We start from the raw sequence: 23,678 nt of genomic DNA on the forward strand, positions 1-23,678 counted from the left end.
GTCGGGCCCCAGCTCATCCACGGTTTAAGCCACCTGAGGGGTGACGGGCTCTCGACCGCCGCCACGGATCAGGCAAGCACCTGGTCCGTGGCACCCTCAACAATGCACGATTCCAAACACACAAGGGGTGTTCCCGCGGAGTGAGACGCTGGCGTTCCCTGGAACACCCCTCATCCGTCGCCTTCGGCGACACCTTCTCCCACAAGGGGAGAAGGGAAAGAGCGCTCGGTGCGGATCGCCGTTCACTCCCTCCCCGCATCATGCTAACCACCCTGCATGGCACAGAAGAAAGCATTCGAGGTCGACGGTTGGCTCGCGCGGCCTGATCCGCGCATCTCGATCGTCCTGCTCTATGGCCCCGATCGCGGCCTTGTCTCGGAGCGGGCGAAGGCCTTTGCCGGGAAGACCGGCCTGCCGCTCGACGATCCGTTCTCGGTGGTCAGGCTCGAGGGTTCGGAGGTCGACCGCGACGAGGGCCGCCTGCTCGACGAGGCCCGCACCGTACCGATGTTTTCCGACCGGCGGCTGCTCTGGGTGCGCAACGCCACCGGACAAAAGGCGCTGGCCGACGACGTCAAGGCGCTGACGGCGGAGCCGGCGAGGGACGCCATCATCCTGATCGAGGCCGGCGATTTGAAGAAAGGCGTCGGGCTGCGCGCGGTGGTCGAGGGCGCCGACAATGCCATGGCCTTGCCCTGCTACGCCGATGAGGCCCGCGACATCGACACCGTCATCGACGACGAGCTGCGCAAGGCCGGCATGTCGATGACGCTTGAGGCGAGGCAAGCGCTGCGCCGCAATCTCGGCGGCGACCGGCTGGCCTCGCGCGGCGAGATCGAAAAACTCGCCCTCTACGCCCACGGCCAGAGGGAAATCGGGCTGGAAGAGGTGCGAGCCATGTCCGGCGACGTGTCCGGCGCCTCGTTCGACGACGCCGTCGACGCGCTGCTCGAAGGCAAGGTCGGCGACTTCGACACCGCCTTCACCCGCCATTGCCAGGGTGGCGGCCCGCCTTTCCTGGTGCTGTCCTCGGCGATGCGGCAGTTACAGCAGATCCAGGTCATGCGCGGCCAGATGGAGACCGGCGGCCGCAACGCCGCTTCCGTCGTCGCCGCCGCCCGCCCGCCGGTCTTTTTCTCCAGGCGCAAGCTGGTGGAAAAGACGCTGGAGCGCTGGAACAGCGAAGCGCTCGGCCGCGCGCTGAACCGCCTGCAGTCAGCCGTGCTGCAGACGCGGCGCCGGCCGGACCTGTCGGTGGCGCTGGCTCGGCAGGCGCTGCTGGGGATCGCGGTGGAAAGCGCGCGGCTGGCGCAAAGGTAGCAGAGCGATCTCCCCTTTTCGGTGCCGAGCGCTGGTTAATTCATGCTCATGGCGCCCACCGGCTGAAAGGTTGGCAGCGCCTGTGGAAAGACCAGCACCGCCGCGCCATAAAGGAGCAGAGCGACACCCGACATCTTTGCGATCCGATCTCCTGCCGGAAGGGTCTTTTCCGCAAGGACCAGCAAGGTGACCACGGCCATCGCGGCGACGTTCATGATCCCGAGAGGAAAGAGGGCGAGAAACAAGAGCCAGCAGCAGCCCAGGCAGAAAAGTCCGTGCTCCAGGCCCATGCGAACCGCGCCCCAGTAACCGTCGCGCCATGAGGTCAGGATGAAGCCGATCGGCGTGCGGCATTTGGCCAGACACAGATCCTTCAGCGGGGAGAGTTGATAGGCGCCGGCAACCATCAGCAGCGCGCCGCCGATGCGCGCGGCCGTCGCCGTGGACAATCCCACATGTCCGGCAAGCATCTCCGCACCCGCCGCGCCGGCAAAGGCGATAACGCCCATCACGCCCCAAACCAGCATGTACCCGGCCACGAACACCCAGCTCGAGACAAAGGTCTCGCCGCGGCCCCGTTTGCCGGCCTGGACCGTGTGAAAGGTCAGGATCATGGGCGCGGCCGTCGGAAACATCATGGCGATCATCATGATCATCCAGACGGCAAGGAACAGCGGCGCCCTCATGCCCATGGTGAGTGAGTATATTTCCATGCGCATGTCCGCGTCCATGCCCATCTGCTGCCAGACGAGCAGGATCCACGCCGCCGCGGCGATGGAGATCAGCAGCGCGAGAATGATGTATCGCTGGAACGTCGGCGCCATGGACAAGTACGTTCCGTACCATGCGGCCAGCTTCTACTGCTGGCCAGACCAGTTGATCGGGGCGTAATGTCCGTTTCGGCGGGAATTGTCCCAGCTCATGCCATGGTCGCTGAATGTGCTGCCTTCCGCCCCCATCGCCATGGCGAGCCAGTCGGGATTGACAGGATGGCCGGTGGCCGCCCACATCTGCCCATCCTCGCGCATTGTCGGCAGTGGCTCGACAGCCATCCGCATGATGCCCGCAATCTCCGCCGACCGCTTGTTGCCGTCTATCCGGTAGCTTATCGGCACCTTCTTGGCGCCGAGGTTCGTGCCGATCATGGGTGCCAATACCGCCATGGGGCCGCCGGCCGCGCCAGTGAAGATGGCACCTAGCGCCTCTGTTTGCCCGTCATCGGCCCGTTCGTCGATATAGGCGGCGGCCGTCCAGTCGCCGTTTGCCATCGGACCCGGCGTGTGAGCAACCATCGCGACGCTCAGCCCATCCAATCGAACGTCGCCGTAATTGCCGGTATCGATGTGAAAGACCAAACCAACGTCGCAAACGCCTCTCGTCGGCTTCGATGTCAGCTGCGCGTTGGTGGACAGCAGGCAAGGACACACGACATCGCAGCTACAATTTTCGAAGTAACTTCCGGACAATTGCCAACGGACTGCCATTTGCACCTCCCGTTTGCGTCAGGCGCGTCGGCATATCGTTTTGGCGAGGCGATGCCATTCATGGGCATGTAGGAATGGCAGACAGCCCTCGCCGCGGCTGACCGGCACGCTAGGGCAGATAATTCAAGCCATCTCTAATTGAGGTTATACCGTTGCCCGGCACTGTCAAGCCGCGAGCGCCAGGGCTGGCGAGAGGCGTTGCAGGGGATCGCCGTGGAGAGCGCGAGGCTGGGGCAGTGGTAGGCGCCCTATTCCTTCTCCCCCTGTGGGAGAAGGGAGAACCGCGCGAAACATTCGCCGGCTAAATACCAAGCATCCCGGGAAAGGTTTGTCGCGGCATCTCGCTCTAACTTCTTGTTTTTACGCGATTCCCAAGGGGAAGCGCTATGCGCTTCTCCCGGGAAAACCGCTACGCACTTTTCCTGGAATTGCTCTAACTGCGTGGAAACAACAGTCAGAACGGATTGGTAGTCCAGTGAATCACCGGGCCACCTCTAATCCTGCTTCAGCCTCCGGCACAGCTCGTCCAGCTGCTCCAGGCTCCGATACGCAACCCGCAACACCCCGCCCTTGCCCTTGTGGTCGACCGTGACGATCATGCCGGTCGTGTCGGTGAGCAGCTTTTCCAGCGCCAACGTGTCGGCGTCCTTTTCGGCGGCCGGCGCGGCGGGCTTGGCGGCGTTGGAAGGTGTGCCCGCCGGCATCTGCGCCAGCGCTTCGGCCTGGCGCACGGAAAGGCCTTCCTCGACGATGCGCTTGGCAAGGCCCGCCGGGTCCTCGGCCGTCACCAGCGTGCGGGCGTGGCCGGCCGACAGCGCGCCGTCGACCAGCATGTCGCGGATCACGTCGGGCAGCTTCAACAATCTCAAAGTGTTGGCGACATGGCTGCGGCTCTTGGCGATCACCTGGCCGAGATCAGCCTGGGTGTAGCCATGGTCGTCGATGAGCTGCTGGTAACCCTGCGCCTCTTCGACCGGATTGAGGTCGGCGCGCTGGACGTTCTCGATGATCGCCAGTTCCAGCGCCGTGCGGTCGTTGACATCGCGGATGATGACCGGGATCTCGGTCAGCCCGGCGCGCTGCGCCGCCCGCCAGCGGCGCTCGCCGGCGATGATCTCGTAGCGGCCCGCCTGGGTGGGCGACGGCCGCGCCACCACCGGCTGCACGACGCCATGCTCGCGGATCGACTGGGCGAGGTCGGTCAGTTCGGCATCGCCGAAATGACGCCGCGGATTTTTCGGATTGGCGCTGATGAACTCGATCGGCACCTTGCCATCGGCGCTCATGCCCGGTTTTTCCGGTGCGGCCGGGCGGTCGATCTCACCGATCAAAGCTGCCAGCCCGCGACCCAGTCTTTTCCTCGAGAGATCTTCGTTCATCTTTATTCCACGTCTATTTCGAATCGTTTCGGTATCGAATCGGCTGTTGATTATGCATCTGGCCTAATCAAGCCGCGCGCAATTTACGCTCGCGGCGGATCACTTCGGAGGCCAGCTGCAGATAGGCCTGGCTGCCAGAGCATTTCAGGTCGTAGAGGATCGCCGGCTTGCCATAGGACGGCGCTTCGGACACGCGCACATTGCGCGGTATGATGGTCTCATAGACCTTATCGCCCATATGCTCGCGCACGTCCTGCACCACCTGGTTGGCGAGGTTGTTGCGGCCGTCATACATGGTCAGCACGATGCCCTGGATGGTGAGATCCGGATTGATCGAGCGGCGCACCTGCTCGACGGTTTCGAGCAACTGGCTGAGGCCTTCCAGCGCGAAGAACTCGCATTGCAGCGGTACGAGAACGGAATCGGCCGCCGCCATGGAATTCAAGGTCAAAAGATTGAGCGAGGGCGGGCAGTCGATCAGCACATAGCCGAAAGGCGCCCCGCGCTCGGTCGCGGCACGCAGCGCGTTGCGCAGCTTGAGAACCCGGTCGGGCGCCGATGCGATCTCCATCTCGATGCCGAGCAGGTCGAGCGTCGAGGGCACGATCGACAGGCCGGGCACCGCGGTCGGAATGGCGGCGGCTTCCAGGTCCAGTTCGCCCGTCAGCACATCGTAGGACGAGACCGTCCGGTCCTTGCGGTCGATGCCGAGGCCGGTGCTTGCATTGCCTTGCGGGTCGAGGTCGACGATCAGCACTTTTTCACCGATGGCCGCCAGCGCGGTGGCCAGGTTGATGGCGGTGGTCGTCTTGCCGACACCGCCCTTCTGGTTGGCTACGGTGATGATTCGAGGGCCGTTCTTCATCATGGGCTTATGCCAGAAATTCATCTTTGGGTCGCCGAATAATCAGGCCGGTCTCGGTTCAGACAGGCCGCACATTGGACAATTCGAGGATGACGCCGCTGGCGTCGGTCACGCTCGGATGTTCTACCAGATCGAAGGTCCACCGGTTAACGCTTTCTTGCACTTCGGCGCGGTAATCCCGGCCTTTGTGGAACAATCCGCGCGCGCCCGAGGTCAGCCATGGCGCGGACAGGTCGAGCAGGACCGAAAGCGAAGCCAGCGCCCGCGCCGTGACGATTTGCGGCTTCGAAACAAGCCCATGGCTGTCCTCGATACGGCGCGCCACGACGCGCGCCGGCAAGCCGAATTGACCGATGACGGTCTGCAGGAAAGAGGCCTTCTTGCGGTTGCTTTCGACCAGATCGATGCTTGCGCCGACGCGCTCGGCGAGCAGAAAAGCCATGACCAGCCCGGGAAAGCCGCCGCCCGAACCGATATCGACCCAATGCCTGGCTTCAGGCTCTATCCGTGCGAGCTGGGCGCTGTCCAGTATGTGGCGCTGCCAGACATCGGCCGCGGTCGACTGTGCCACGAGATTGATGCTGCGATTCCATTTCTGGAACATGTCTTCGAACGCCACCAGGCGCTCGAATGTTTCACGTGAAACCGGACCGGCGGCGTCCTGCAGGCTCTTCAGGGAAAACGAGCTCACGCAACGTCCCTCTGCTCGGCCTTTTGTGCGGATTCCCAATGGCGGACATGCGCGACGATGATCGCCAGCGCTGCCGGCGTCATCCCTTCCATGCGCTGGGCATCCGCGATGGAGCGCGGCCGCCGCGCCTGCATCTTCTGCTTCAGCTCATTGGACAGCCCGGGCACGCCGGCGAAATCGACCGTCTCCGGGATCAGCCGGCTCTCTTCATGCCGGATCTGCGCGACATCCGTGCTCTGGCGATCGAGATAGACCGAATATTTCGCTTCCGTTTCGAGACGCTCGGCGGTCTTGGCGTCGATGTCGTGAAACTTCGGCTCGACCCTGGCCAGCCAGGCCACGTCGACACCGGGATAGGCCAGGAGTTCAAAGCCGGACCGGCGCACGCCGTCGCGGTTGATCTCCAGACCGTGCCGTGCCGCCTCGTTCGGCGTCATGGTCAGCGAAAGCGCCAGCTGGCGCGCTTCGTCGAGCCGCCGCATGACACCGGCATAACGCTGCATCCGTCGCGCCGAGGCGATCCCAAGCTTGTCGGCCAGCGGGGTCAGCCGCTCATCGGCGTTGTCGGCGCGCAGCGACAGCCGGAACTCGGCCCGCGAGGTGAACATCCGATAGGGTTCGCTGATGCCGCGGCTGGTCAAATCGTCGACCATCACGCCGATATAGGCCTGGGTGCGGCTGAGCACGACCTGCTTGCCCCCTCCGGCGCGCCGCGCGGCATTGAGGCCGGCGAGCAGGCCCTGTCCAGCCGCCTCTTCATAGCCGGTCGTGCCGTTGATCTGCCCGGCGAGAAAGAGCCCGGCGACGCGCTTGGTCTCCAGTGTCTGATGCAGTTCGCGCGGATCGACGTGGTCATATTCTATGGCATAGCCGGGCTGCAGCATGACCGCACGCTCCAGCCCCGGAATGGTCTTGAGGATATCGAGCTGAACGTCTTCCGGTAGCGAGGTCGAAATCCCGTTTGGATAGACAGTGTGGTCGTCGAGCCCTTCCGGCTCGAGAAAGATCTGGTGCCCGTCCCGGTCGCCGAACTTGACGATCTTGTCCTCGATCGACGGGCAATAGCGTGGCCCGACCCCTTCGATCGAGCCGGAATACATCGCCGAGCGGCCAAGATTGGCGCGGATCAGCTCGTGGGTCGCCATCGTCGTGCGCGTGATGCCGCAATCGATCTGCGGTGTGACGATGCGGTCGGTCATCAGCGAGAACGGCACGGGATGCTCGTCCGCCGCCTGGCTGTCGAGCGATGCCCAGTCGATGGTCCGCCCATCGAGCCGCGGCGGCGTGCCGGTCTTGAGCCGCCCGAGCTTGAACCCGGCGCGGTCCATCGTCGCCGACAATCCCATGCTGGCCTTCTCGTTCATGCGGCCGGCGACGATCTTTTTCTCGCCGATGTGGATGAGACCGCGCAGGAAGGTTCCCGTCGTCAGCACCACGGCGCCGCAGGCAAGCCGGCGGCCGTCCGCCAGCAGAACCGCGGCGATCTTTCCATCTGGCATTTCGAAATCGAGAACTTCGCCCTCGACGACGTCGAGATCATTCTGCTGCCGAATCGCTTCCTGCATGGCAAGGCGATAGAGCTTCCTGTCGGCCTGCGTGCGCGGACCCCGCACCGCTGGCCCCTTGCGGCGGTTGAGCAGACGAAACTGGATCCCGGCGGCGTCCGCCACGCGGCCCATCAGCCCGTCCATGGCGTCGATCTCGCGCACCAGATGCCCCTTGCCGAGACCGCCGATCGCCGGGTTGCACGACATCACGCCGATCGTATCGAAACGCAGCGATACCAGGGCGGTGCTGGCGCCGGCGCGCGCGGCCGCGCTGGCAGCCTCGCAGCCGGCATGGCCGCCGCCCACCACAACCACATCATAGTGATCGGTCATTTTACATAGGTCCCGGACTCAATGAGATGAGCGACACATGTCCCTGCGAGGCCATGCTGTCAAGAAAACTTCCGCGCGACGTTTCACGTGAAACAGGGAAAGGCTGCTTCTGTCCGCGTTTCACGTGAATCACGGCCCCAAGACTGTTTCACGTGAGTCAGTCGGAGGAGGCCCTGCCAGCGACCGCAGTGTTTCACGTGAGTCACTTTCCGATGCAGAACTGGGAAAAGATCACGTCCAGCAAGTCCTCGACGTCTACGGCGCCCACGATTCGCCCCAGCCGGTCGGCTGCCAGGCGCAGTTCTTCGGCGCGCAGTTCCTGCGCGGTCCGTTCATCGGCGGCGCGGTGCAGATGCCGGTTCGCGGCATTGAGCAGCTCGACATGGCGTAGCCGCGACGGCAGCACATCGCCGGCAGCGCCCGCTGCCTGACTGGCGCGGCGCCCGATCTCCGCCAGCAATCCATCCACGCCCGTCCCGTCGATCACCGATATGCCAAACTCATAGCGCCGAACCCCATTGTGAGCCGCTTCGCTGTCAAGCAGATCAAGCTTGGTGCCAACGCGCAATGCCGGCGCCGTCACTGTCAGCGGACCCGCATCCCTTGGGTTGGCGGCGTCCTCGAGCAACAGCACGAGATCGGCGCGATCCGCCTTGGCTTTCGCCTTCCCTATGCCAATCGCCTCGACCTTCCCCGGCGCATCCCGCAACCCGGCCGTATCGGTCAGCCTGACACGCAGGCCTTCGAGGTCCAGCACCACCTCCAGCAGGTCGCGGGTGGTGCCGGGTTCATCCGTTACAATAGCCGCATCGCGCCGCGCCAAGGCATTGAACAGGCTGGACTTGCCGGCATTGGGCGCGCCGAGGATGACGACTTCGAAGCCGTCGCGGATGATTTCGGCGGCGTGGAATCCCGCTATGTGGCGGTCAATTTCCGACATCATCGACCGCACGTCTGACCAAACCGTATCCGAAACGGAACCCGGTACGTCATCCTCATCGGCGAAGTCGATCTCCGCCTCGATCATCGCCCGCGCATGGATCAGGCGCCGACGCCAATTGAGGTAGAGCTCGCGCTGCGCGCCTTCGGCATTCTGGATAGCAAAACGCCGCTGCGCTTCCGTCTCGGCGTTGACGAGGTCGGCCAGCGCCTCGGTCTCGACCAGGTCGACCTTGCCATTGAGGAACGCGCGGCGCGTGAATTCTCCAGGTTCGGCATGCCTGACGCCGTCAAAGCCAGCGATCGTCTCCAGCATCCTGGCCACCACGGCGCGGCCGCCATGAACATGAAACTCGGCGACATCCTCACCCGTGAAACTGGCCGGACCGGGGAAGAAGACGACCAGCCCAGTGTCGAGCACCGTCTCATCCGCAGCCCTGAACTTGCGCAGAACCGCGCTCCGCTCCTTAACCATGCCGCCGGCAATCGTTTCGATAACGAATCGAGTCCTTGGGCCGGATATGCGCAGCACCGCGACACCGGCGGGGAGCCGGCCGCTCGACAGCGCCACGATCGATTCGCCTGAAATCATTTGCCCGCTCTACCGAACCGCCCTAGCTTCCGCCTCATCACCGCCCCCGGATTGCCCCGAAAGTTTGGCCCTTGTGACTTTGCCCGCGCGAAACCTGCTTGCCGACGAGGCCAGCCCCTATCTGCAGCAGCACAGCGGCAATCCCGTGCACTGGCGGGGATGGTCGCCGGCATCGCTGGAAGAAGCAAAGGCGCTGGACAGGCCTATCCTGCTCTCCATCGGCTATGCCGCCTGTCACTGGTGCCATGTCATGGCCCATGAAAGCTTCGAGAATGACGACGTCGCCGCCGTCATGAACCGTCTGTTCGTCAATATCAAGGTCGACCGCGAGGAGCGCCCCGACATCGACCAGATCTACATGGCGGCCCTGTCCTCAATGGGCGAGCAGGGCGGCTGGCCGCTGACCATGTTCCTGACGCCGGACGGCAAGCCGTTCTGGGGCGGCACCTATTTCCCGCGCGAGCCGCGTTATGGCCGTCCGGGATTCATCCAGGTGATGGAAGCGGTCGACAAGGCCTGGCGCGACAAGCGGGCGAGCCTGCACCAGAGCGCCGATGGCCTGACCTCCCATGTCGAGGCACGGCTCTCGGCCACGCATGCCAAGGCGCTTCTCGATCGCGATACGCTGTCCGACCTTGCCGGCCCCATCGGCGGCATGGTCGACCGCGACCGCGGCGGCCTCGCCGGCGCGCCGAAATTCCCGAACGCGCCGTTCATGCAAACGTTGTGGCTGTCCTGGCTGCGCGACGGCAATGCCGCGCATCGTGACGACGTTCTCACCAGCCTCGAACATATGCTGAGCGGCGGCATCTACGATCACATCGGCGGCGGGCTCAGCCGCTATTCGACGGACGCCGAATGGCTGGTGCCGCATTTCGAGAAGATGCTCTACGACAACGCCCAACTCATCCGTTTCTGCAACTGGGCTCACGCGGCTACCGGCAACAATCTGTTCCGGCTACGAATCGAAGACACGGTCGATTGGCTGCTGCGCGAAATGCGGGTCGACGGCGGCGCCTTTGCCGCCAGTCTCGACGCCGACAGCGATGGCGAGGAAGGGCTGTTCTACACCTGGAGCAGGGAAGAGATCGAATCCGTCCTTGGCGGCGATTCAGCTTTGTTTTTCAAATACTTCACGCTTTCCAGCCCGCCCGGTTGGGAAGGCAAGCCAGTGGTCCACCAGACCCTCTCCCAGCAAGCGCTTGGTGTGGGGGACCGGGACCAGGTGGTGCCGCTCAAGGCAAGGCTTCTCGCTGTGCGGGAAGAACGCGTCAGGCCGGGCCTGGATGCAAAGACCCTTACCGACTGGAACGGCCTGATGATCGCCGCCCTCACCGAAGCTGGCCGCTCGCTGGCCCGCCCGGATTGGGTCGAGGCGGCGGCAAAGGCCTTTGCCCATGTCAGCGCCGCCAGCCGCGACAATCGCTTGCCGCATTCCATGCTCGGCGCCCGGAAATTGTTTCCCGCTCTGTCGAGCGACTATGCCGCCATGACCAACGCCGCGATCTCGCTGTTCGAAGCCACGGGCGATTGGAATTATGTCGAAAAGGCCAGCCAGTTCCTCGAACAACTGGACCGTTGGCACGCCGACGCCGAAGGCACGGGCTACTATCTGACGGCCTCGGACAGCACCGACGTGCCGATCCGCATCAGGGGGGATGTCGACGAGGCCATTCCGTCGGCCACCAGCCAGACCATCGAGGCGCAGCTCCGGCTCGCCTCCCTCACCGGCAATCTCGACTTGCAGGAGAAGGCGTGGAAAACCGCCGAGCACGCCGCCGGCCGCGCCGCGCATCAGGCCTATGGCCAGACGGGCATCGTCAATGCCTGCGCGCTCGTCATCGAGCCGCTGAAACTGGTCATCGTCGATGGGCCGGAGGATCCGAAGCTCATTCCGGTCGCGAATCGAAATCCCGATCCGCGTCGCGTCGATATCGTCGTGCCGATCGGTACGGCGGCGAATCGACCCCTGCTGCCCGGCGGAATCCTGCCGCCGACCAACCGGCGCGGCGCCTGGTTCTGCACCGGCCAGGTCTGCCTGCCGGTGGTTACGGATCCGGATGAGCTGGAAGGATTGGTGCGGCGACCCTAACTCGCCGCGAGATGATAGGGCAGGAAGCGGACACGGCGCAGATCCGAGAACGAAGAGGAGGGGGCGAACCCCCTCCGAACTCAAGTGTTCATCGAATCGAAGAAATCGCCATTGGTCTTGGTCTGCTTCAGCTTGTCGATCAGGAATTCGATCGCATCGGTGGTTCCCATCGGCGCCAGGATACGGCGCAGCACGAAGATCTTCTGCAGGTCCTGGCGCGACACCAGCAGGTCTTCCTTGCGGGTACCGGACTTCAGGATGTCGATGGCCGGATAGATGCGCTTGTCGGCCACCTTGCGGTCGAGCTGGATTTCGCAGTTGCCGGTGCCCTTGAACTCTTCGAAGATGACTTCGTCCATGCGGCTGCCGGTGTCGATCAGCGCCGTGGCGATGATGGTCAGCGAGCCGCCTTCCTCGATGTTGCGGGCGGCACCGAAGAAGCGCTTCGGCCGCTGCAGCGCGTTGGCGTCGACACCACCGGTCAGCACCTTGCCGGATGACGGCACGACGGTGTTGTAGGCGCGGCCGAGGCGAGTGATCGAATCCAGCAGGATCACCACATCACGGCCGTGCTCGACCAGGCGCTTGGCCTTCTCGATGACCATTTCGGCGACCTGGACGTGGCGCACGGCCGGCTCGTCGAAGGTCGAGGAGATCACTTCGCCTTTGACCGAACGCTGCATGTCGGTCACTTCCTCCGGACGCTCGTCGATCAGAAGCACGATCAGATAGCATTCCGGATGATTGGCGGTGATCGAGTGCGCGATGTTCTGCAACAGCACCGTCTTGCCGGTGCGCGGCTGTGCGTTGATCAAAGCGCGCTGGCCCTTGCCGATCGGCGCCACCAGGTCGATCACGCGAGGCGATATGTCCTTGCTGGGCGGATTGTCGACCTCCATCTTCAGCCGCGAGGTCGGATAGAGCGGCGTCAGATTGTCGAAGTGGATCTTGTGGCGGATCTTCTCGGGATCGTCGAAATTGATCGTGTTGACCTTGAGCAGCGCGAAATAGCGCTCGCCCTCCTTCGGGCTGCGGATCGGTCCTTCGACCGTATCGCCGGTCTTCAGCGAAAAGCGCCGGATCTGCGACGGCGAGATATAGATGTCGTCGGGACCTGGCAAATAGTTGGCATTGGCGGAGCGCAGGAAGCCGAAACCGTCCTGCAGCACCTCGACCACACCGTCACCGATGATTTCGATGTCCTGGGCGGCGAGCTTCTTCAGGATCGCGAACATCAGTTCCTGCTTGCGCATGACGCTGGCGTTCTCGACCTCGAGCGATTCGGCATAAGCGATCAGCTCTGGCGGCTTCTTGTTCTTGAACTCGGTGAGTTTCATTTCTTGCATTAGACGGACTCTGGGTAGGCTTTGGGGAAAAAAATCGGCGGGATGCGACAAATGCCGGGCGCGGCCGAAAGCAATGAGGGGCGGCGCATGACGGGAAGGAAGACCCGTCTTGTATCGTCGGTCGGCTGAAAGAGCAAGCCGCCTTTTGACGGGGCCGGATGAAGCCTCAGAAGGGCTTCACGACGACCAGGATCACGATTGCGATCATCAGCAATGTGGGGATCTCATTGACGATCCGCCAGTGCCTTGCCGTTTTTTCGTTGCAGTCCTCGGCGAATTTGCGCACCGCGGCGGCCAGATAGCCGTGAATGCCCGACATAAGCAGCACCAGGCCGATCTTGGCATGCAGCCAGCCGCCCTGGAACGCGAAGATCTTCCAGGCCAGCCACAGCCCGAACAGCCAGGTGAGGATCATCGCCGGATTGATGATGCCGCGCAGCAGACGCCGCTCCATCACCTTGAAGGTTTCGGATTGGACGGAGCCCTTTTCCGCGTCGACGTGATAGACAAACAGCCGCGGCAGATAGAGCATGCCGGCCATCCAGGAAATGACGGCGAGGATATGGATCGCCTTTGCCCAGGGATAGAAGCTTTCCGGTGCGAAGAAAAACAAAAGCGCGGTGAGAACAATCAGGACTGCGATGCCGACGGCCATGCGCTTCATCGCCTGGCCGGTGCTGTTGGTGTCATCTCTGTCAGCCATCAGCGTGCCGCGCTCCGGACCTGTTTCACCATCGCCTCGACATGCGCCACCGGCGTGTCGGGGGTGATGCCGTGGCCGAGATTGAAGATCAGCGGCCCGTCCCCCAACGCCTTGAGGATCGCCTCGACGCCATCGGCCAGCGCCTGCCCGCCGGCCACAAGCCGCAAGGGATCGAGGTTGCCCTGGACCGCTCCTTGCCGCTGCAACGCCTTCGCTGCCTCGAGCGGCACCGTCCAGTCGATGCCGAGCCCGGTCACGCCGGTCTTGGCGCGATAGCTCTGGTAGCGCGCTCCTGCCCCCTTGGGAAAACCGATGATGGGCACGTCGGGATGGACGGCCCGAACCTGCCTGACGATTTCGGCCACCGGTTCGACGCAGCACTGTTCGAACGATACATCGTCGAGCACCCCCGACCAGGAATCGAAGATCTGCACGACATCCGCACCGGCCTCGATCTGGCGGATCAGGTAGGAAGCCGAATGATCGGCGAGCACTTTCAGCAGCTGCCGAAACGCGGCCGGCTCGCGGTAGGAGAACAGCCGCGCCGGCGCCTGGTCCGGCGTACCGTGACCGGCGATCATGTAGGTCGCCACCGTCCATGGCGCGCCGCAGAAGCCGATCAGCGTCGTCTCGTCGGGCAATTTCGCCCGCAGCCTCCGAACCGTCTCGTAGACCGGCTCGAGATTCACGTGAAACATCTCGCTTCCCAGCGCCGCGATCTCGGCCGCGGAAATCGGCGTCAGCAGCGGCCCGCGCCCTTCCTCGAAGCGCACGTCGCGGCCAAGCGCATGGGGAACGACAAGGATGTCCGAGAACATGATCGAAGCGTCGAAGCCGAAGCGCTCGATCGGCTGCAGCGTCACTTCGACGGCAAGGTCGGGGTCGTAGCAGAGATCCAGGAAGGACCCGGCACGCTTTCGCGTTTCCCTATATTCCGGCAGATAGCGCCCGGCCTGGCGCATCATCCAGAGCGGAGGAGGAAACACCGCCTTGCCCTTCAGGACATCCAGCATGATCCGTCTTGCAGGCATCGAGCGCTCGCCTCTCCCGGCTTCCTCTTAATCAAATATCTTATTTTAAAAGAGTCTTCTGATTCTAAGAGTCTGTTGGTTGTGATGGTTGTCACCTGTCCCGCTTTGGCCGCCAAAACGCCAGCAAGCATATTGTCGCGCACTCCCGATCGCGGTTTGCAGGGTTCTGGGGACAATCAGGAATCTCGCAGGCGAGTCAATGCGCTAGATCGACCACCCTCGAAGCCTCCCCTGTGGACAGGCGAAAGGCAAAACGTCTCGTCCACGAACTTGTCCCCAGCCGTCCGGCGAAGCTGACAGCGCATCGAATTGTGGACAAACCGGCATCTGATACAGTCGCCTCTGGCCAGTACGCCCGCCTGTCCAACCTTATCCACATCCGCCCACAGCCCCAGGTGACCCCTGTGAACAAACCCCAGAGCTTCTTCCACCTGCATCTGATTTCCGACGCCACGGGGGAAACGCTGCTCGCCGCCGGCCGCGCCGCTTCGGCGCAGTACAAGGATGCGCGCGCCATCGAGCACATCTACCCGCTCATCCGCACCGAAAAGCAGATAGCCAAGGTGTTCGAGGCCATAGAGGAGGAGCCGGGCATCATCCTCTACACAGTCGTCGACCAGAAGCTGGCGCGCGGCATCGACGAACGCTGCGCGGCCATGGGCCTGCCTTGCGTGTCCGTGCTGGAACCCGTGCTCACCGTGTTCCAGTCCTATCTCGGCACCCCGGCCGGCCGCCGCGTCGGCGCCCAGCATGTTCTCGATGCCGAATATTTCCGCCGCATCGATGCGCTCAATTTCACCATGGACCATGATGATGGACAGCTGCCGGCAAACATGGATGACGCCGATGTCGTGCTGATCGGCATATCGCGCACGTCGAAGACGCCGACCAGCATCTATCTCGCCAATCGTGGCATCAAGACCGCCAACATCCCGATCGTGCTCGGCGTGCCGGTGCCCGAAAGCCTGGTCACCGCCAGAACACCGCTGATCGTCGGATTGATCGCCACCGCCGAGCGCATCTCGCATGTGCGCCAGAACCGCATCCTCGGCAATTCGAGCACCTACGTGCCGACCGACTATGTCGACCGCGCCGCCATCAACGAGGAGCTCGCCTACGCCCGCCAGATCTGCACCCGCCACGGCTGGCCGATGATCGACGTCAGCCGCCGCTCGATCGAGGAGACGGCTGCGGCCATCGTTGCCCTGCGGGGGAAGACGCGGTAGGGCAGACGAGAAATGTGAGCATTCCGTGGCGCACCCCTCATCCGACCTCGCTTCGCGAGGCCACCTTCTCCCACAAGGGGAGAAGGAAGAACGAGGCGCCATCGCTGCTGCAAAATACCATTGGGTGGTGATTTGCGGCGGCGTCCACGCAGGACTTCCCTTCTCCCCCTGTGGGAGAAGGTGGCCGAGCGCAGCTCGGACGGATGAGGGGTGCGCCACGGAACACTAATGCCGGTGAATCAGCATGACAGAAAAAATCATCCTCGCCTCAGGCAGCCCGTTCCGCAAGGCGATGCTGGTCGATGCCGGTGTCGACATCGAGGCGGTTCCCGCGACGCTGGACGAGCGGGCGCTGGAAGCGCCGTTGCAGGACAGCGGCGCCTCGCCCGAGGACGTCGCCCTGGTGCTGGCCGAAGCCAAGGCCACCGAAGTCAGCGAACGCCGGCCAGGCGCGCTGGTGCTTGGCTGCGACCAGACGCTGTCGCTCGGCGATGAGGTGTTCCACAAGCCGGCCGACATGGAAGGCGCGCGCCGCCATCTCATGGCGCTGTCGGGCAAGACCCATCAGTTGAACAGCGCCGCCGTGCTGGTGCGAGACGGCAAGGTGCTGTGGCGCCATGTCGGCATCGCCTCGATGACCATGCGCAAGCTCGACCCCGCCTTCATCGGACGCCATCTCGCCCGGGTCGGCGCCAAGGCATTGTCGAGCGTCGGCGCCTATCAAATCGAGGGCGAAGGCATCCAGCTGTTCGAAATAATCGAGGGCGATCATTTTACCATTGTCGGCCTGCCGCTGCTGCCGCTGCTGGCGGAACTGCGCACACTGGGAGCCATCGATGGCTGAGGCAATGAAGAAGGCCTTCGTCACCGGCCATCCGATAAAACATTCGCGCTCGCCGATGATCCACGGTCACTGGCTGGCCGAACATGGCATTGACGGCAGCTACCAGGCGATCGACGTGGCGCCGCGGGATTTCGCCGATTTCCTGACGAGCATGCAGGCCAATGGCTATCGCGGCGGCAACGTCACCATCCCGCACAAGGAGGCGGCCTTTGCCGGGGTCGCGCGCCGCGACCATGCGGCGGACGAAATCGGCGCCGTCAACACGCTGTGGCTCGAGGACGGCACCTTGTGGGGCGGCAACACCGACGGCCACGGCTTTGCCGCCAATCTCGACGATTACGCTCCGGGCTGGGCGTCCAGGGGCCCGGCCGTGGTGCTGGGTGCCGGCGGCGCCTCCCGCGCCGTCATCCACGCACTGAAGACGCGCGGCCTCAAAGACATCCGCATCGTCAACCGCACGCTCGCCCGGGCGATCGAATTGCGCGACCGCTTTGGCGCCGGCGTTTCGGCGCACGAAGTGGCCGCGACCGCCGAATTGCTGGGCGACGCCGGCCTGCTGGTCAACACCACCGCGCTGGGCATGCAGGGCAATGAGGGTTTGCCCGCCGACCCCACGCTGCTTCCCGACCATGCCGTGGTCAACGACATCGTCTACGTGCCGCTCGAGACCCCCCTGCTCGCCGCCGCGCGGGCACGGGGGCTGAAGACGGTCGACGGGCTCGGCATGCTACTCAACCAGGCGGTGCCCGGCTTCGAACGCTGGTTCGGCGTCAGGCCGAAGGTGACGGCGGAGCTCCGCGCGATCATCGTTGCCGATCTGGTGCTGAAACCATGATCGTGCTCGGCCTCACCGGCTCGATCGGCATGGGCAAGTCGACCACGGCCAGGATGTTCGCCGAGGCCGGCGTGCCGGTGCATGATTCGGACGAAACGGTGCACCGCCTCTATGCCGGCAAGGCGGCTCCCCTGGTCGAGGCCGCTTTTCCCGGCACCACCGCTGACGGAAGCGTCGACCGCGCAAAACTCGGCGCCCGTGTGCTTGGCGACGCGGCGGCCTTGAAAAAGCTCGAAGCCATCATCCATCCGCTGGTCCGCGCCGATGCCGACGCCTTCCTGGCCAAGCATCGTAACGCCGGCGAATCGATCGCGGTCCTCGACATCCCGCTGCTGTTCGAAACCCGCGGCCGTGGCCGGGTCGACAAGGTCGTCGTCGTCACCGCGCCGGCCGAAGTCCAGCGCCAGCGCGTGCTGGCACGGCCTGGCATGAGCGAGGAAAAACTGGCGGCGATCCTGGCCAAGCAGGTGCCGGATGCCGAAAAGCGGCGGCTGGCCGATTTCGTCATCGATACCGGTAACGGGCTGGACGCCGCGCGTGCTGCTGTTGCAGCGATCATTGCGGAACTTCGGGGATAAGCGGGGCAGCTGAGGCCCTTTCCTTCTCCCCTTGTGGGAGAAGGTGGATCGGCGCGCCGCGCCGAGACGGATGAGGGGTGCGCCACGGGGTGCCGTCGGTGCCAAGCTGGAGCACCCCTCATCCGTCGCCTTCGGCGACACCTTCTCCCACAAGGGGAGAAGGGAAAAGAGGCATTGCCCATTGCCATTTTGTTCCGCTCTGGCGATTCTGCCTCCCAGGAGCGACCTGATTCGATGCGCGAGATCATTTTCGATACCGAAACCACCGGCCTCGATTCGCGCGACGACCGCGTGATCGAGCTTGGCGGTGTCGAGCTGGTCAATCGTTTTCCGACCGGCAGGACCTTCCATCACTATATCAACCCGCAAGGGCGCGCGATCCATGCCGAGGCGCAGTCCGTGCACGGCATCAGCGCTGCCGATCTCGCGGGCAAGCCGACCTTCGCCGAAATCGCCGAGGAATGGCTGCGGTTCACGGAAGGCGCCAAGCTGGTCGCCCACAACGCCACATTCGATATCGGCTTCCTCAATGTCGAATTCGGCCGGCTCGGTCATCCGCCCGTCGATAACGGGCTTGTCGTCGATACGCTGGCCCTGGCGCGCCGCAAGCACCCGATGGGTCCAAATTCGCTCGACGCGCTGTGCCGGCGCTACGGCATCGACAATACCAAGCGTACCAAGCACGGAGCCTTGCTCGATTCCGAATTGCTGGCCGAAGTCTATATCGAGCTGATCGGCGGCAAGCAGGCGGCTCTCATTCTCGACAGCGCCACCGCGCCGGCCCAGGGCGAGAATGTCCGCCATATCGAGATCATCGTCGCCGAACGGCCGGCGCCGCTCGTGCCGCGCCTCACCGAAGCAGAGCGCGCGGCGCACGCCGCCATGGTCGCCACGCTTGGCGAAAAGGCGCTTTGGCTGAAGGCAACGTCGTCCGAGGCAAGTGCCGCGACCTCGTCGTAACCCGGACCTTCAGTACGGCCACTCCTCCCGGCCCAGCGCGGCAACCGCCGCGATGATGCGCGCAAAGGCTTCCGCCGCGGCCGGCACTGTGGTGCGAGCGCGCAGGAAACTGTGCACGAGGCGGGGCTCCTGATGCCAACAGGCCTTGCCGCCGGCGTCCAAGATGCGGTCGCGATAGGCCTCGCCATCCGACGACAGCGGATCGCATTCGGCCGTTATGATCACCGTTGGCGGCAGGCCGGAAAAGTCCGTGTCGCGCAGCGGTGAAAAGGTCGGATCGTCGGGCGATTGCTTCCTGGTCGAGCGAACGTCGCGATAGAAGGCGGCATCGCCTGTCGACAGCAGCGGCGCATCGGCGTGTTCGACATAGGAGCCCACCACCTCGTTGCCGCCGAGATCGGGATAGATCAGCACCTGGCCGATCGCGGCGCGCGGATGGTGACGCGTGGCCTGTGCCACCGCCGCCGCCAGGTTGCCGCCCGCGCTTTCGCCGCACAGCACGAGCGGCAGGCCGCTGCTTGCGGCCGCCCATTCGAAAGCCGCCAGCGCATCGTTGAAGGCGGCGGGATGAAGGTGCTCGGGCGCCAGCCGGTAGTCGACCGACAGCACGTCGAAGCCGGTGCCGGCGCAGATTTCGGCGCAGATGTCGTCATGGCTTTCGAGCCCGCCGAGGATGAAGCCGCCGCCGTGGAAATAGAGCACCGTCGCATGCGGCGCCGCGCCGGCGAGCCGGTAACGGCGGACCGGGATGCCATGCTTGGAAGCGGCGACCAAGCTGTCGCGGGCCCTGACCCCGGGCGGTCTGCCCTGATGGAAGGCGCGGCACATCCTGGCATAGACCGCGCGCTGCTTGTCGACCGGCAGGCCTGATATCTCGGGCGGATACCAGGCGTTGACGCTGTCGATATAGGCCCAGAGTGCCGGGTCGAGCCGGGTTTCGTATTTGCCGCGGCCGGTCATTTCAGTCGGCGGGGCACGTCAAAGCTCGGCATAGAGACGGGCGGCGTTTTCAAAGGTGAAGCGCAGGGGTACCGAGCCTTCGACCTGCCAGACGGTGACCGTCTCGCCGGCCAGCAGCCGGCAGGCGCCGTCGGTCTCGGTAACCGCGCCGCCATAGAGCCGGTTGGCGAGGTTGAGGATGCCGGTCTGGTGCATCGCCGCGCTGCCGCTGCCGCAGGCATCCTTGACCAAGAGCACGCGAAAGCCCTTCGCCACCGCATCCTTTACGGTGGCGTCGATGCAGGCCTCGGTCCACACGCCCGCGACAACAAGCCATTCGATGCCTGAAGCCTCGAGCCGGTCGGCGGCGGGACCGCTGCGAAAGGCGCTGGCCTCGGCCTTGATCAGCAGCGCCTCACCCTCCGCCGGCGCCACCTCATGGCAGATCTCGGTCAGCGGGTCGCTCTTGTCGGAAAAGGCCGACTTGCCGTCTTCGCCTGTGGGATGAAAGGGCCGGTCCTGGCTGTCGAGATCGACGATATAGGCCCAGTGATGGAGCGGCACATGGTTTTGCCGCGCCGCCGCCTGCAGGCGCTGGACGTTGGCGAGGATCTTTTCGTAATCCTCGACGAGGTAGCGCGGGTCCTGCCGGTGCTCTTCCTGCAGGTCGATGAACACGGCGGCCACCGTGCCGCGCTTGATGGAGATGGGGGCCTTCATGCGGAGGCGCCTGGGTTGCAGGCTGAATCGACCTGGCGGTTGGCAGGCTGGTCAAAAGCCGACATCGTTGCTTTTAGTGGGTTGGCGCAAGCGGTGATGATTGGCCGAAGCCTCCCCGACTTCGTCATCCACGGGCGAAGCAGCCGCGCAGCGGCGTCGCGGAGACCCGAGGATCCATTCCGTGACGTCCATCGAATGGCGCAACGGAGCAGAATTCGGTAACCGTTGCGCGGCATCGACGCCACGGCATGGATCCTAGGGTCTGCGCTGCGTCGCTGCGCTCCTTGCTCCGCCCTAGGATGACGAAGGCGATGGGAGGCGCGTTGACGTCCCGGCATGGATCCTAGGGTCTGCGCCGCGTCGCTGCGCTCCTTGCTTCGCCCTAGGATGACGAAACGATGGGAGGCTGCGCCAACCGTAAAGGCTACGTCACCGAGTGGGGCAGCGGCTATCAAACCTCTTTCTCCAGAAACTCGTCCTCATAGGGGAAGCGCGATAGCAGCTCCGTGCCGGTGTCGGTGATCAGGATTTCGTCCTCCAGCTTGACGCCCTCGCGGCCGCCCTTCTCGCCGATATAGCTTTCCACGCTCACCACCATGCCTGGCACGATATGGCCGTCACGGCCATAGGTCTCGTAATCCATGGCATGCGCGATGAACGGTGTCTCGCCATGCATGCCGACCCCGTGCATGACCGAGGTGTAGCGCTGGTCGACGAAGCGGTCCGGGATCTTCCACGCCTTTTCGGCGATCTCGCGAAAGGCCATGCCGGGCTTGACGATCGAAATGTTGTGCTGAACCTGGTCGTGCGCCATGCGGTAGAGCGACTTCTGGTAAGGCGTCGGCTTGCCCGGACCGCAGCGGAAGGTGCGGGAAAAATCCGAATAATAGCCATAGCAGCCGATCGTGTCGGTATCGAGCGCCAAAAGTTCGCCCGGCCGGATCTTGCGGCCGCTGGCCTCGTTGAACCAGGGATTGGTGCGCTGGCCGGAGGTCAGGAGCCGCGTTTCGATGAACTCGCCGCCCTGGCGTATGACCTCGCCATACATCAGCGCAAACAGCTCGTTTTCGGAGACGCCGGGCTTGATCGCCTCGCGCACCGCATAGACGGCGGCCTCGGCGCCGGCCATCGACGCCATCAGGCATTTGACTTCCTCCGGCGTCTTGACCGCGCGCACCGCCAGAATTTCACCCTGGCAGTCGCGGACCTCGCAGCCGCGCTTTTCCAGCGCCAGCGCCTGCAGGTGGCTGCAACGGTCGAGGCCGAGCTTCATCGAGCCGCCGCCATGCGTCTTCAGGAGCTCGGCGATCTCGTTGGCGAAGGGACCGGCGGTTTCGTCGTCGCGGCCCGACACGGAGGACCAGACAAGCTTGGACGGACGCGCCTCGTCGATCGTGTCGAGCACCATGGAGACATGGTAGCTCTGCGGATATTCGAACAGCACGATCGGCCCTTCGGTCGGAATGAAGAAATAGCGGGTCGAGTTGCGCAGGAAATAGCCGAACATGTTGCGCGAGCCGGTGGCGTAGCGCTGGTTGTAGGGGTCGAGCAGCACGACGCCGCCATAGCCCGCCTCGCGCATCCAGCCACGCAACTTGGCCAGCCGGCCTTTTCGCAAGGCATCGGCATCGATGAAGGACGGCTCGGTGTCCGACAGCCACATGCCGCCCGCCGGATCGGCCGCCGCCGGGTGGCGCATGCGGTCCTTGAAGTCGACGTCCTCGGTGCTGTCGGGGTCGAATACGACGATGCTCATGGGGGTTCGGCCTTGGCTGGGTTGCGAGGGCCGAGCATGGCGCAGGCGGGGCGGATGGATTGTGCGGAATACCGCGTTTGTTGTGCGAGATGCCGCTGGCCAACAGGCGCCGTCGCGATCCTTCGCGCCCCCCTCTGCCCTGCCGGGCATCTCCCCCACGAGGGGGGAGATTGGCAGCTTCGCCAACCGCGCCTCCGTCTTCGATGTTGGAGATAGGCGAAAGCCGAGGTGGCAGCGATCTCCCCCCATGTGGGGGAGATGTCCGGCAGGACAGAGGGGGGCGCTGTCCCGCCAACATCTCACAGCTTCAGCGGGCGCCCCTAATGCCGTCTTGCCAGCTTCGGCGGATGCCCATGCTCCTCGCGAAACGCCCGGGCAAAGCTCGACATCGAGGCAAAGCCGCAGGCCAGCGCCACGTCGCGCACGGCGAGCGTCGAGTGGGCCAGGAGATCGGCGGCGCGTTTCAGCCGCAGGCGCCGGTAGTAGCCGTTGGGCGAGATGTCGAGTTCGGAGCGGAAGGAGCGTTCGAGCTTGTCGGAGGAGACGCCGAGTTTCGCGGTGAGTTCGGCCATGCCGAGCCTTTCCTCGACCGCGTCCTCCATGATGGCGATGGCCGACAGAACCAGCTCGTTCTGGACGCCGGTGCGCAACCTGAGCGGCATCAGCTTGCGGTCGACGCTCGATCGAAGCTGGCTGTGCACGAACCATTCGGCGACGCCGGCGGCAAGCTCGGCGCCATAGTCCGATGTGATGATCTCCAGCATCATGTCGAGGCTGCCGACGCCGCCGGCCGAGGTGAAGCGCTTGCGGTCGATGACATAGAGGTCGCGCCTGAGCTCGATGTTGGGAAAGGCCTCGGTGAAGGCGGCCTGGCTGGTCCAGTGCAAGGTGCAGGCATGGCCGTCGAGCAGGCCGGCCCGCGCCAGGAAGAACGCCGCATCCGCCACCGCGCCGATATGGGCGCCGCCGCGCAGGCTGCGGCGGATCCAGCTTGCCGCGTCCTCGGCGACGAGATGATCGGCGTCGCCGCCCGAGCAGACGACGATGCGGTCGACCCTGGGCGCCGCCTCGGCATGAAAGCCCGGCTGGATGACGACGCCGTTCGAAGCCTCGACCGGACCCTTGGTGCCGCCGACGATGATCCAGCGATAGCATTCCCTTTTCGCCAGGATGTTTGCGGCGCGCAGCGGCTCGATGACCGAGCTGAAGGCCATCATCGGAAAGCCGGGAAAGACCAGCACCGCGAAGGTGAGGGGCTCGGTGGGTTCGGGTGGGTCGCGCGTGGTCATGGGGCGCAATAGTTCGGACAGATGGCGCTTGTGGTCAATTGCCATTCCGGAACGTTGGCGCCGCCCCTCATTACCCTGCCGGTGTCCAGCCGATAGATGGGTAACAGATTGAACCGGATACATAGGTAACAGTTCTCCCCCTATGCATCCGCCGCAGCGCCAAGCGGTTTGGTTGGCGCGGCGCTGCGGCGGATGAGCTTCATGCGTCT

At 64.3% G+C, this 23,678-nt stretch carries 21 protein-coding genes; 7 read left to right on the forward strand and 14 right to left on the reverse strand.

Annotated features, from left to right (window positions below; all coding sequences use genetic code 11):
- The first annotated feature begins 276 nt into the window (after positions 1-276).
- Entirely contained in the window at positions 277-1,320 is a 1,044-nt protein-coding gene (gene holA / locus EN845_RS33120; RefSeq protein ID WP_127873598.1) for a DNA polymerase III subunit delta, read from the forward strand.
- 35 nt (positions 1,321-1,355) lie between these two features.
- Here holA and EN845_RS33125 read toward each other — a convergent pair whose 3' ends face one another.
- From EN845_RS33125 to mnmE, 7 genes are all read right to left on the reverse strand, one after another.
- On the reverse strand, positions 1,356-2,144 hold the full coding sequence (locus EN845_RS33125; protein WP_127873597.1) for a DUF2182 domain-containing protein: 789 nt from the start codon (positions 2,142-2,144) through the stop codon (positions 1,356-1,358).
- Between the two features lie 33 nt (positions 2,145-2,177).
- Complete coding sequence (locus tag EN845_RS33130; protein WP_127873596.1) at positions 2,178-2,804, reverse strand: DUF1326 domain-containing protein; 627 nt, start codon at positions 2,802-2,804, stop codon at positions 2,178-2,180.
- A 494-nt stretch (positions 2,805-3,298) separates the two neighbouring features.
- A complete protein-coding gene (locus EN845_RS33140) occupies positions 3,299-4,183 on the reverse strand; it encodes a ParB/RepB/Spo0J family partition protein (protein WP_127873594.1) in 885 nt (294 codons plus the stop codon).
- A 67-nt stretch (positions 4,184-4,250) separates the two neighbouring features.
- Entirely contained in the window at positions 4,251-5,051 is an 801-nt protein-coding gene (locus EN845_RS33145) for a ParA family protein (protein WP_031251964.1), read from the reverse strand.
- Between the two features lie 55 nt (positions 5,052-5,106).
- Positions 5,107-5,739, reverse strand: coding sequence for a 16S rRNA (guanine(527)-N(7))-methyltransferase RsmG (gene rsmG, locus EN845_RS33150; RefSeq protein ID WP_127873593.1), 633 nt, complete (start codon positions 5,737-5,739; stop codon positions 5,107-5,109).
- Positions 5,736-7,619 carry a tRNA uridine-5-carboxymethylaminomethyl(34) synthesis enzyme MnmG gene (gene mnmG / locus EN845_RS33155; protein WP_127873592.1) on the reverse strand — a complete coding sequence of 628 codons (1,884 nt, stop codon included), beginning with the start codon at positions 7,617-7,619 and terminating at the stop codon, positions 5,736-5,738. Before mnmG ends, rsmG begins: the two co-directional genes overlap by 4 nt.
- Before the next feature lie 202 nt (positions 7,620-7,821).
- Complete coding sequence (gene mnmE, locus EN845_RS33160; protein WP_127873591.1) at positions 7,822-9,150, reverse strand: tRNA uridine-5-carboxymethylaminomethyl(34) synthesis GTPase MnmE; 1,329 nt, start codon at positions 9,148-9,150, stop codon at positions 7,822-7,824.
- Positions 9,151-9,223: 73 nt separating this feature from the next.
- Here mnmE and EN845_RS33165 point away from each other — a divergent pair, with 73 nt between their 5' ends.
- Positions 9,224-11,242, forward strand: a complete 2,019-nt coding sequence (locus tag EN845_RS33165; protein ID WP_127873599.1) for a thioredoxin domain-containing protein — start codon at positions 9,224-9,226, stop codon at positions 11,240-11,242.
- An 80-nt stretch (positions 11,243-11,322) separates the two neighbouring features.
- On the opposite strand, the gene rho is transcribed toward EN845_RS33165, so the two are convergent.
- The 3 genes from rho to hemE form a co-directional block, all read right to left on the reverse strand.
- The gene (gene rho, locus EN845_RS33170; RefSeq protein WP_027145740.1) at positions 11,323-12,588 is read right to left on the reverse strand and encodes a transcription termination factor Rho; all 1,266 of its coding nucleotides are present in this window, start codon (positions 12,586-12,588) and stop codon (positions 11,323-11,325) included.
- A gap of 166 nt (positions 12,589-12,754) precedes the next feature.
- Complete coding sequence (hemJ, locus tag EN845_RS33175; protein WP_127873590.1) at positions 12,755-13,291, reverse strand: protoporphyrinogen oxidase HemJ; 537 nt, start codon at positions 13,289-13,291, stop codon at positions 12,755-12,757.
- Positions 13,291-14,322, reverse strand: a complete 1,032-nt coding sequence (gene hemE / locus EN845_RS33180) for a uroporphyrinogen decarboxylase (RefSeq protein ID WP_127873589.1) — start codon at positions 14,320-14,322, stop codon at positions 13,291-13,293. The genes hemJ and hemE overlap by 1 nt, the downstream gene beginning before the upstream one ends.
- Before the next feature lie 404 nt (positions 14,323-14,726).
- Between hemE and EN845_RS33185 the strand changes: the two genes are divergently transcribed.
- The 5 genes from EN845_RS33185 (at position 14,727) to dnaQ (ending at position 18,765) form a co-directional block, all read left to right on the forward strand.
- Positions 14,727-15,548 carry a pyruvate, water dikinase regulatory protein gene (locus EN845_RS33185; RefSeq protein ID WP_127873588.1) on the forward strand — a complete coding sequence of 274 codons (822 nt, stop codon included), beginning with the start codon at positions 14,727-14,729 and terminating at the stop codon, positions 15,546-15,548.
- A 244-nt stretch (positions 15,549-15,792) separates the two neighbouring features.
- On the forward strand, positions 15,793-16,392 hold the full coding sequence (locus EN845_RS33190; protein WP_127873587.1) for a Maf-like protein: 600 nt from the start codon (positions 15,793-15,795) through the stop codon (positions 16,390-16,392).
- Positions 16,385-17,227, forward strand: coding sequence for a shikimate dehydrogenase (locus EN845_RS33195; RefSeq protein ID WP_127873586.1), 843 nt, complete (start codon positions 16,385-16,387; stop codon positions 17,225-17,227). Before EN845_RS33190 ends, EN845_RS33195 begins: the two co-directional genes overlap by 8 nt.
- Entirely contained in the window at positions 17,224-17,805 is a 582-nt protein-coding gene (gene coaE / locus EN845_RS33200; RefSeq protein ID WP_127873585.1) for a dephospho-CoA kinase, read from the forward strand. Before EN845_RS33195 ends, coaE begins: the two co-directional genes overlap by 4 nt.
- 234 nt (positions 17,806-18,039) lie before the next feature.
- Positions 18,040-18,765, forward strand: coding sequence for a DNA polymerase III subunit epsilon (dnaQ, locus tag EN845_RS33205; RefSeq protein ID WP_127276253.1), 726 nt, complete (start codon positions 18,040-18,042; stop codon positions 18,763-18,765).
- A gap of 9 nt (positions 18,766-18,774) precedes the next feature.
- On the opposite strand, the gene EN845_RS33210 is transcribed toward dnaQ, so the two are convergent.
- The 4 genes from EN845_RS33210 to EN845_RS33235 all read right to left on the reverse strand — a co-directional run bounded on the left by EN845_RS33210 (position 18,775) and on the right by EN845_RS33235 (position 23,469).
- Positions 18,775-19,725 carry an alpha/beta hydrolase gene (locus tag EN845_RS33210; RefSeq protein WP_127873584.1) on the reverse strand — a complete coding sequence of 317 codons (951 nt, stop codon included), beginning with the start codon at positions 19,723-19,725 and terminating at the stop codon, positions 18,775-18,777.
- 18 nt (positions 19,726-19,743) lie between these two features.
- Positions 19,744-20,424: an isochorismatase family protein gene (locus EN845_RS33215; protein WP_127873583.1), complete on the reverse strand. Its 681-nt coding sequence runs from the start codon at positions 20,422-20,424 to the stop codon at positions 19,744-19,746.
- A gap of 451 nt (positions 20,425-20,875) precedes the next feature.
- Positions 20,876-22,180 (reverse strand): Xaa-Pro peptidase family protein, encoded by a 1,305-nt coding sequence (locus EN845_RS33225; RefSeq protein ID WP_127873582.1) that lies wholly within the window; start codon positions 22,178-22,180, stop codon positions 20,876-20,878.
- A 320-nt stretch (positions 22,181-22,500) separates the two neighbouring features.
- Positions 22,501-23,469 (reverse strand): GlxA family transcriptional regulator, encoded by a 969-nt coding sequence (locus EN845_RS33235; RefSeq protein WP_127873581.1) that lies wholly within the window; start codon positions 23,467-23,469, stop codon positions 22,501-22,503.
- Positions 23,470-23,678: the final 209 nt, after the last annotated feature.

Origin of the sequence: Mesorhizobium sp. M8A.F.Ca.ET.202.01.1.1 (assembly GCF_004791595.1) — a bacterium.
Lineage (GTDB): Bacteria > Pseudomonadota > Alphaproteobacteria > Rhizobiales > Rhizobiaceae > Mesorhizobium.

Bases quoted from the DNA above. Each gene is read 5' to 3' on its own strand.
- EN845_RS33215 (WP_127873583.1), bottom strand. From the start codon at position 20,424: ATGAAGGCCCCCATCTCCATCAAGCGCGGCACGGTGGCCGCCGTGTTC.
- dnaQ (WP_127276253.1), top strand. From the start codon at position 18,040: ATGCGCGAGATCATTTTCGATACCGAAACCACCGGCCTCGATTCGCGC.
- coaE (WP_127873585.1), top strand. From the start codon at position 17,224: ATGATCGTGCTCGGCCTCACCGGCTCGATCGGCATGGGCAAGTCGACC.
- EN845_RS33130 (WP_127873596.1), bottom strand. From the start codon at position 2,804: ATGGCAGTCCGTTGGCAATTGTCCGGAAGTTACTTCGAAAATTGTAGC.
- EN845_RS33145 (WP_031251964.1), bottom strand. From the start codon at position 5,051: ATGATGAAGAACGGCCCTCGAATCATCACCGTAGCCAACCAGAAGGGC.
- EN845_RS33195 (WP_127873586.1), top strand. From the start codon at position 16,385: ATGGCTGAGGCAATGAAGAAGGCCTTCGTCACCGGCCATCCGATAAAA.
- rho (WP_027145740.1), bottom strand. From the start codon at position 12,588: ATGCAAGAAATGAAACTCACCGAGTTCAAGAACAAGAAGCCGCCAGAG.
- EN845_RS33235 (WP_127873581.1), bottom strand. From the start codon at position 23,469: ATGACCACGCGCGACCCACCCGAACCCACCGAGCCCCTCACCTTCGCG.
- EN845_RS33210 (WP_127873584.1), bottom strand. From the start codon at position 19,725: ATGACCGGCCGCGGCAAATACGAAACCCGGCTCGACCCGGCACTCTGG.
- EN845_RS33125 (WP_127873597.1), bottom strand. From the start codon at position 2,144: ATGGCGCCGACGTTCCAGCGATACATCATTCTCGCGCTGCTGATCTCC.
- mnmE (WP_127873591.1), bottom strand. From the start codon at position 9,150: ATGATTTCAGGCGAATCGATCGTGGCGCTGTCGAGCGGCCGGCTCCCC.
- EN845_RS33140 (WP_127873594.1), bottom strand. From the start codon at position 4,183: ATGAACGAAGATCTCTCGAGGAAAAGACTGGGTCGCGGGCTGGCAGCT.
- hemJ (WP_127873590.1), bottom strand. From the start codon at position 13,291: ATGGCTGACAGAGATGACACCAACAGCACCGGCCAGGCGATGAAGCGC.
- holA (WP_127873598.1), top strand. From the start codon at position 277: ATGGCACAGAAGAAAGCATTCGAGGTCGACGGTTGGCTCGCGCGGCCT.
- EN845_RS33225 (WP_127873582.1), bottom strand. From the start codon at position 22,180: ATGAGCATCGTCGTATTCGACCCCGACAGCACCGAGGACGTCGACTTC.
- EN845_RS33190 (WP_127873587.1), top strand. From the start codon at position 15,793: ATGACAGAAAAAATCATCCTCGCCTCAGGCAGCCCGTTCCGCAAGGCG.
- hemE (WP_127873589.1), bottom strand. From the start codon at position 14,322: ATGCCTGCAAGACGGATCATGCTGGATGTCCTGAAGGGCAAGGCGGTG.
- mnmG (WP_127873592.1), bottom strand. From the start codon at position 7,619: ATGACCGATCACTATGATGTGGTTGTGGTGGGCGGCGGCCATGCCGGC.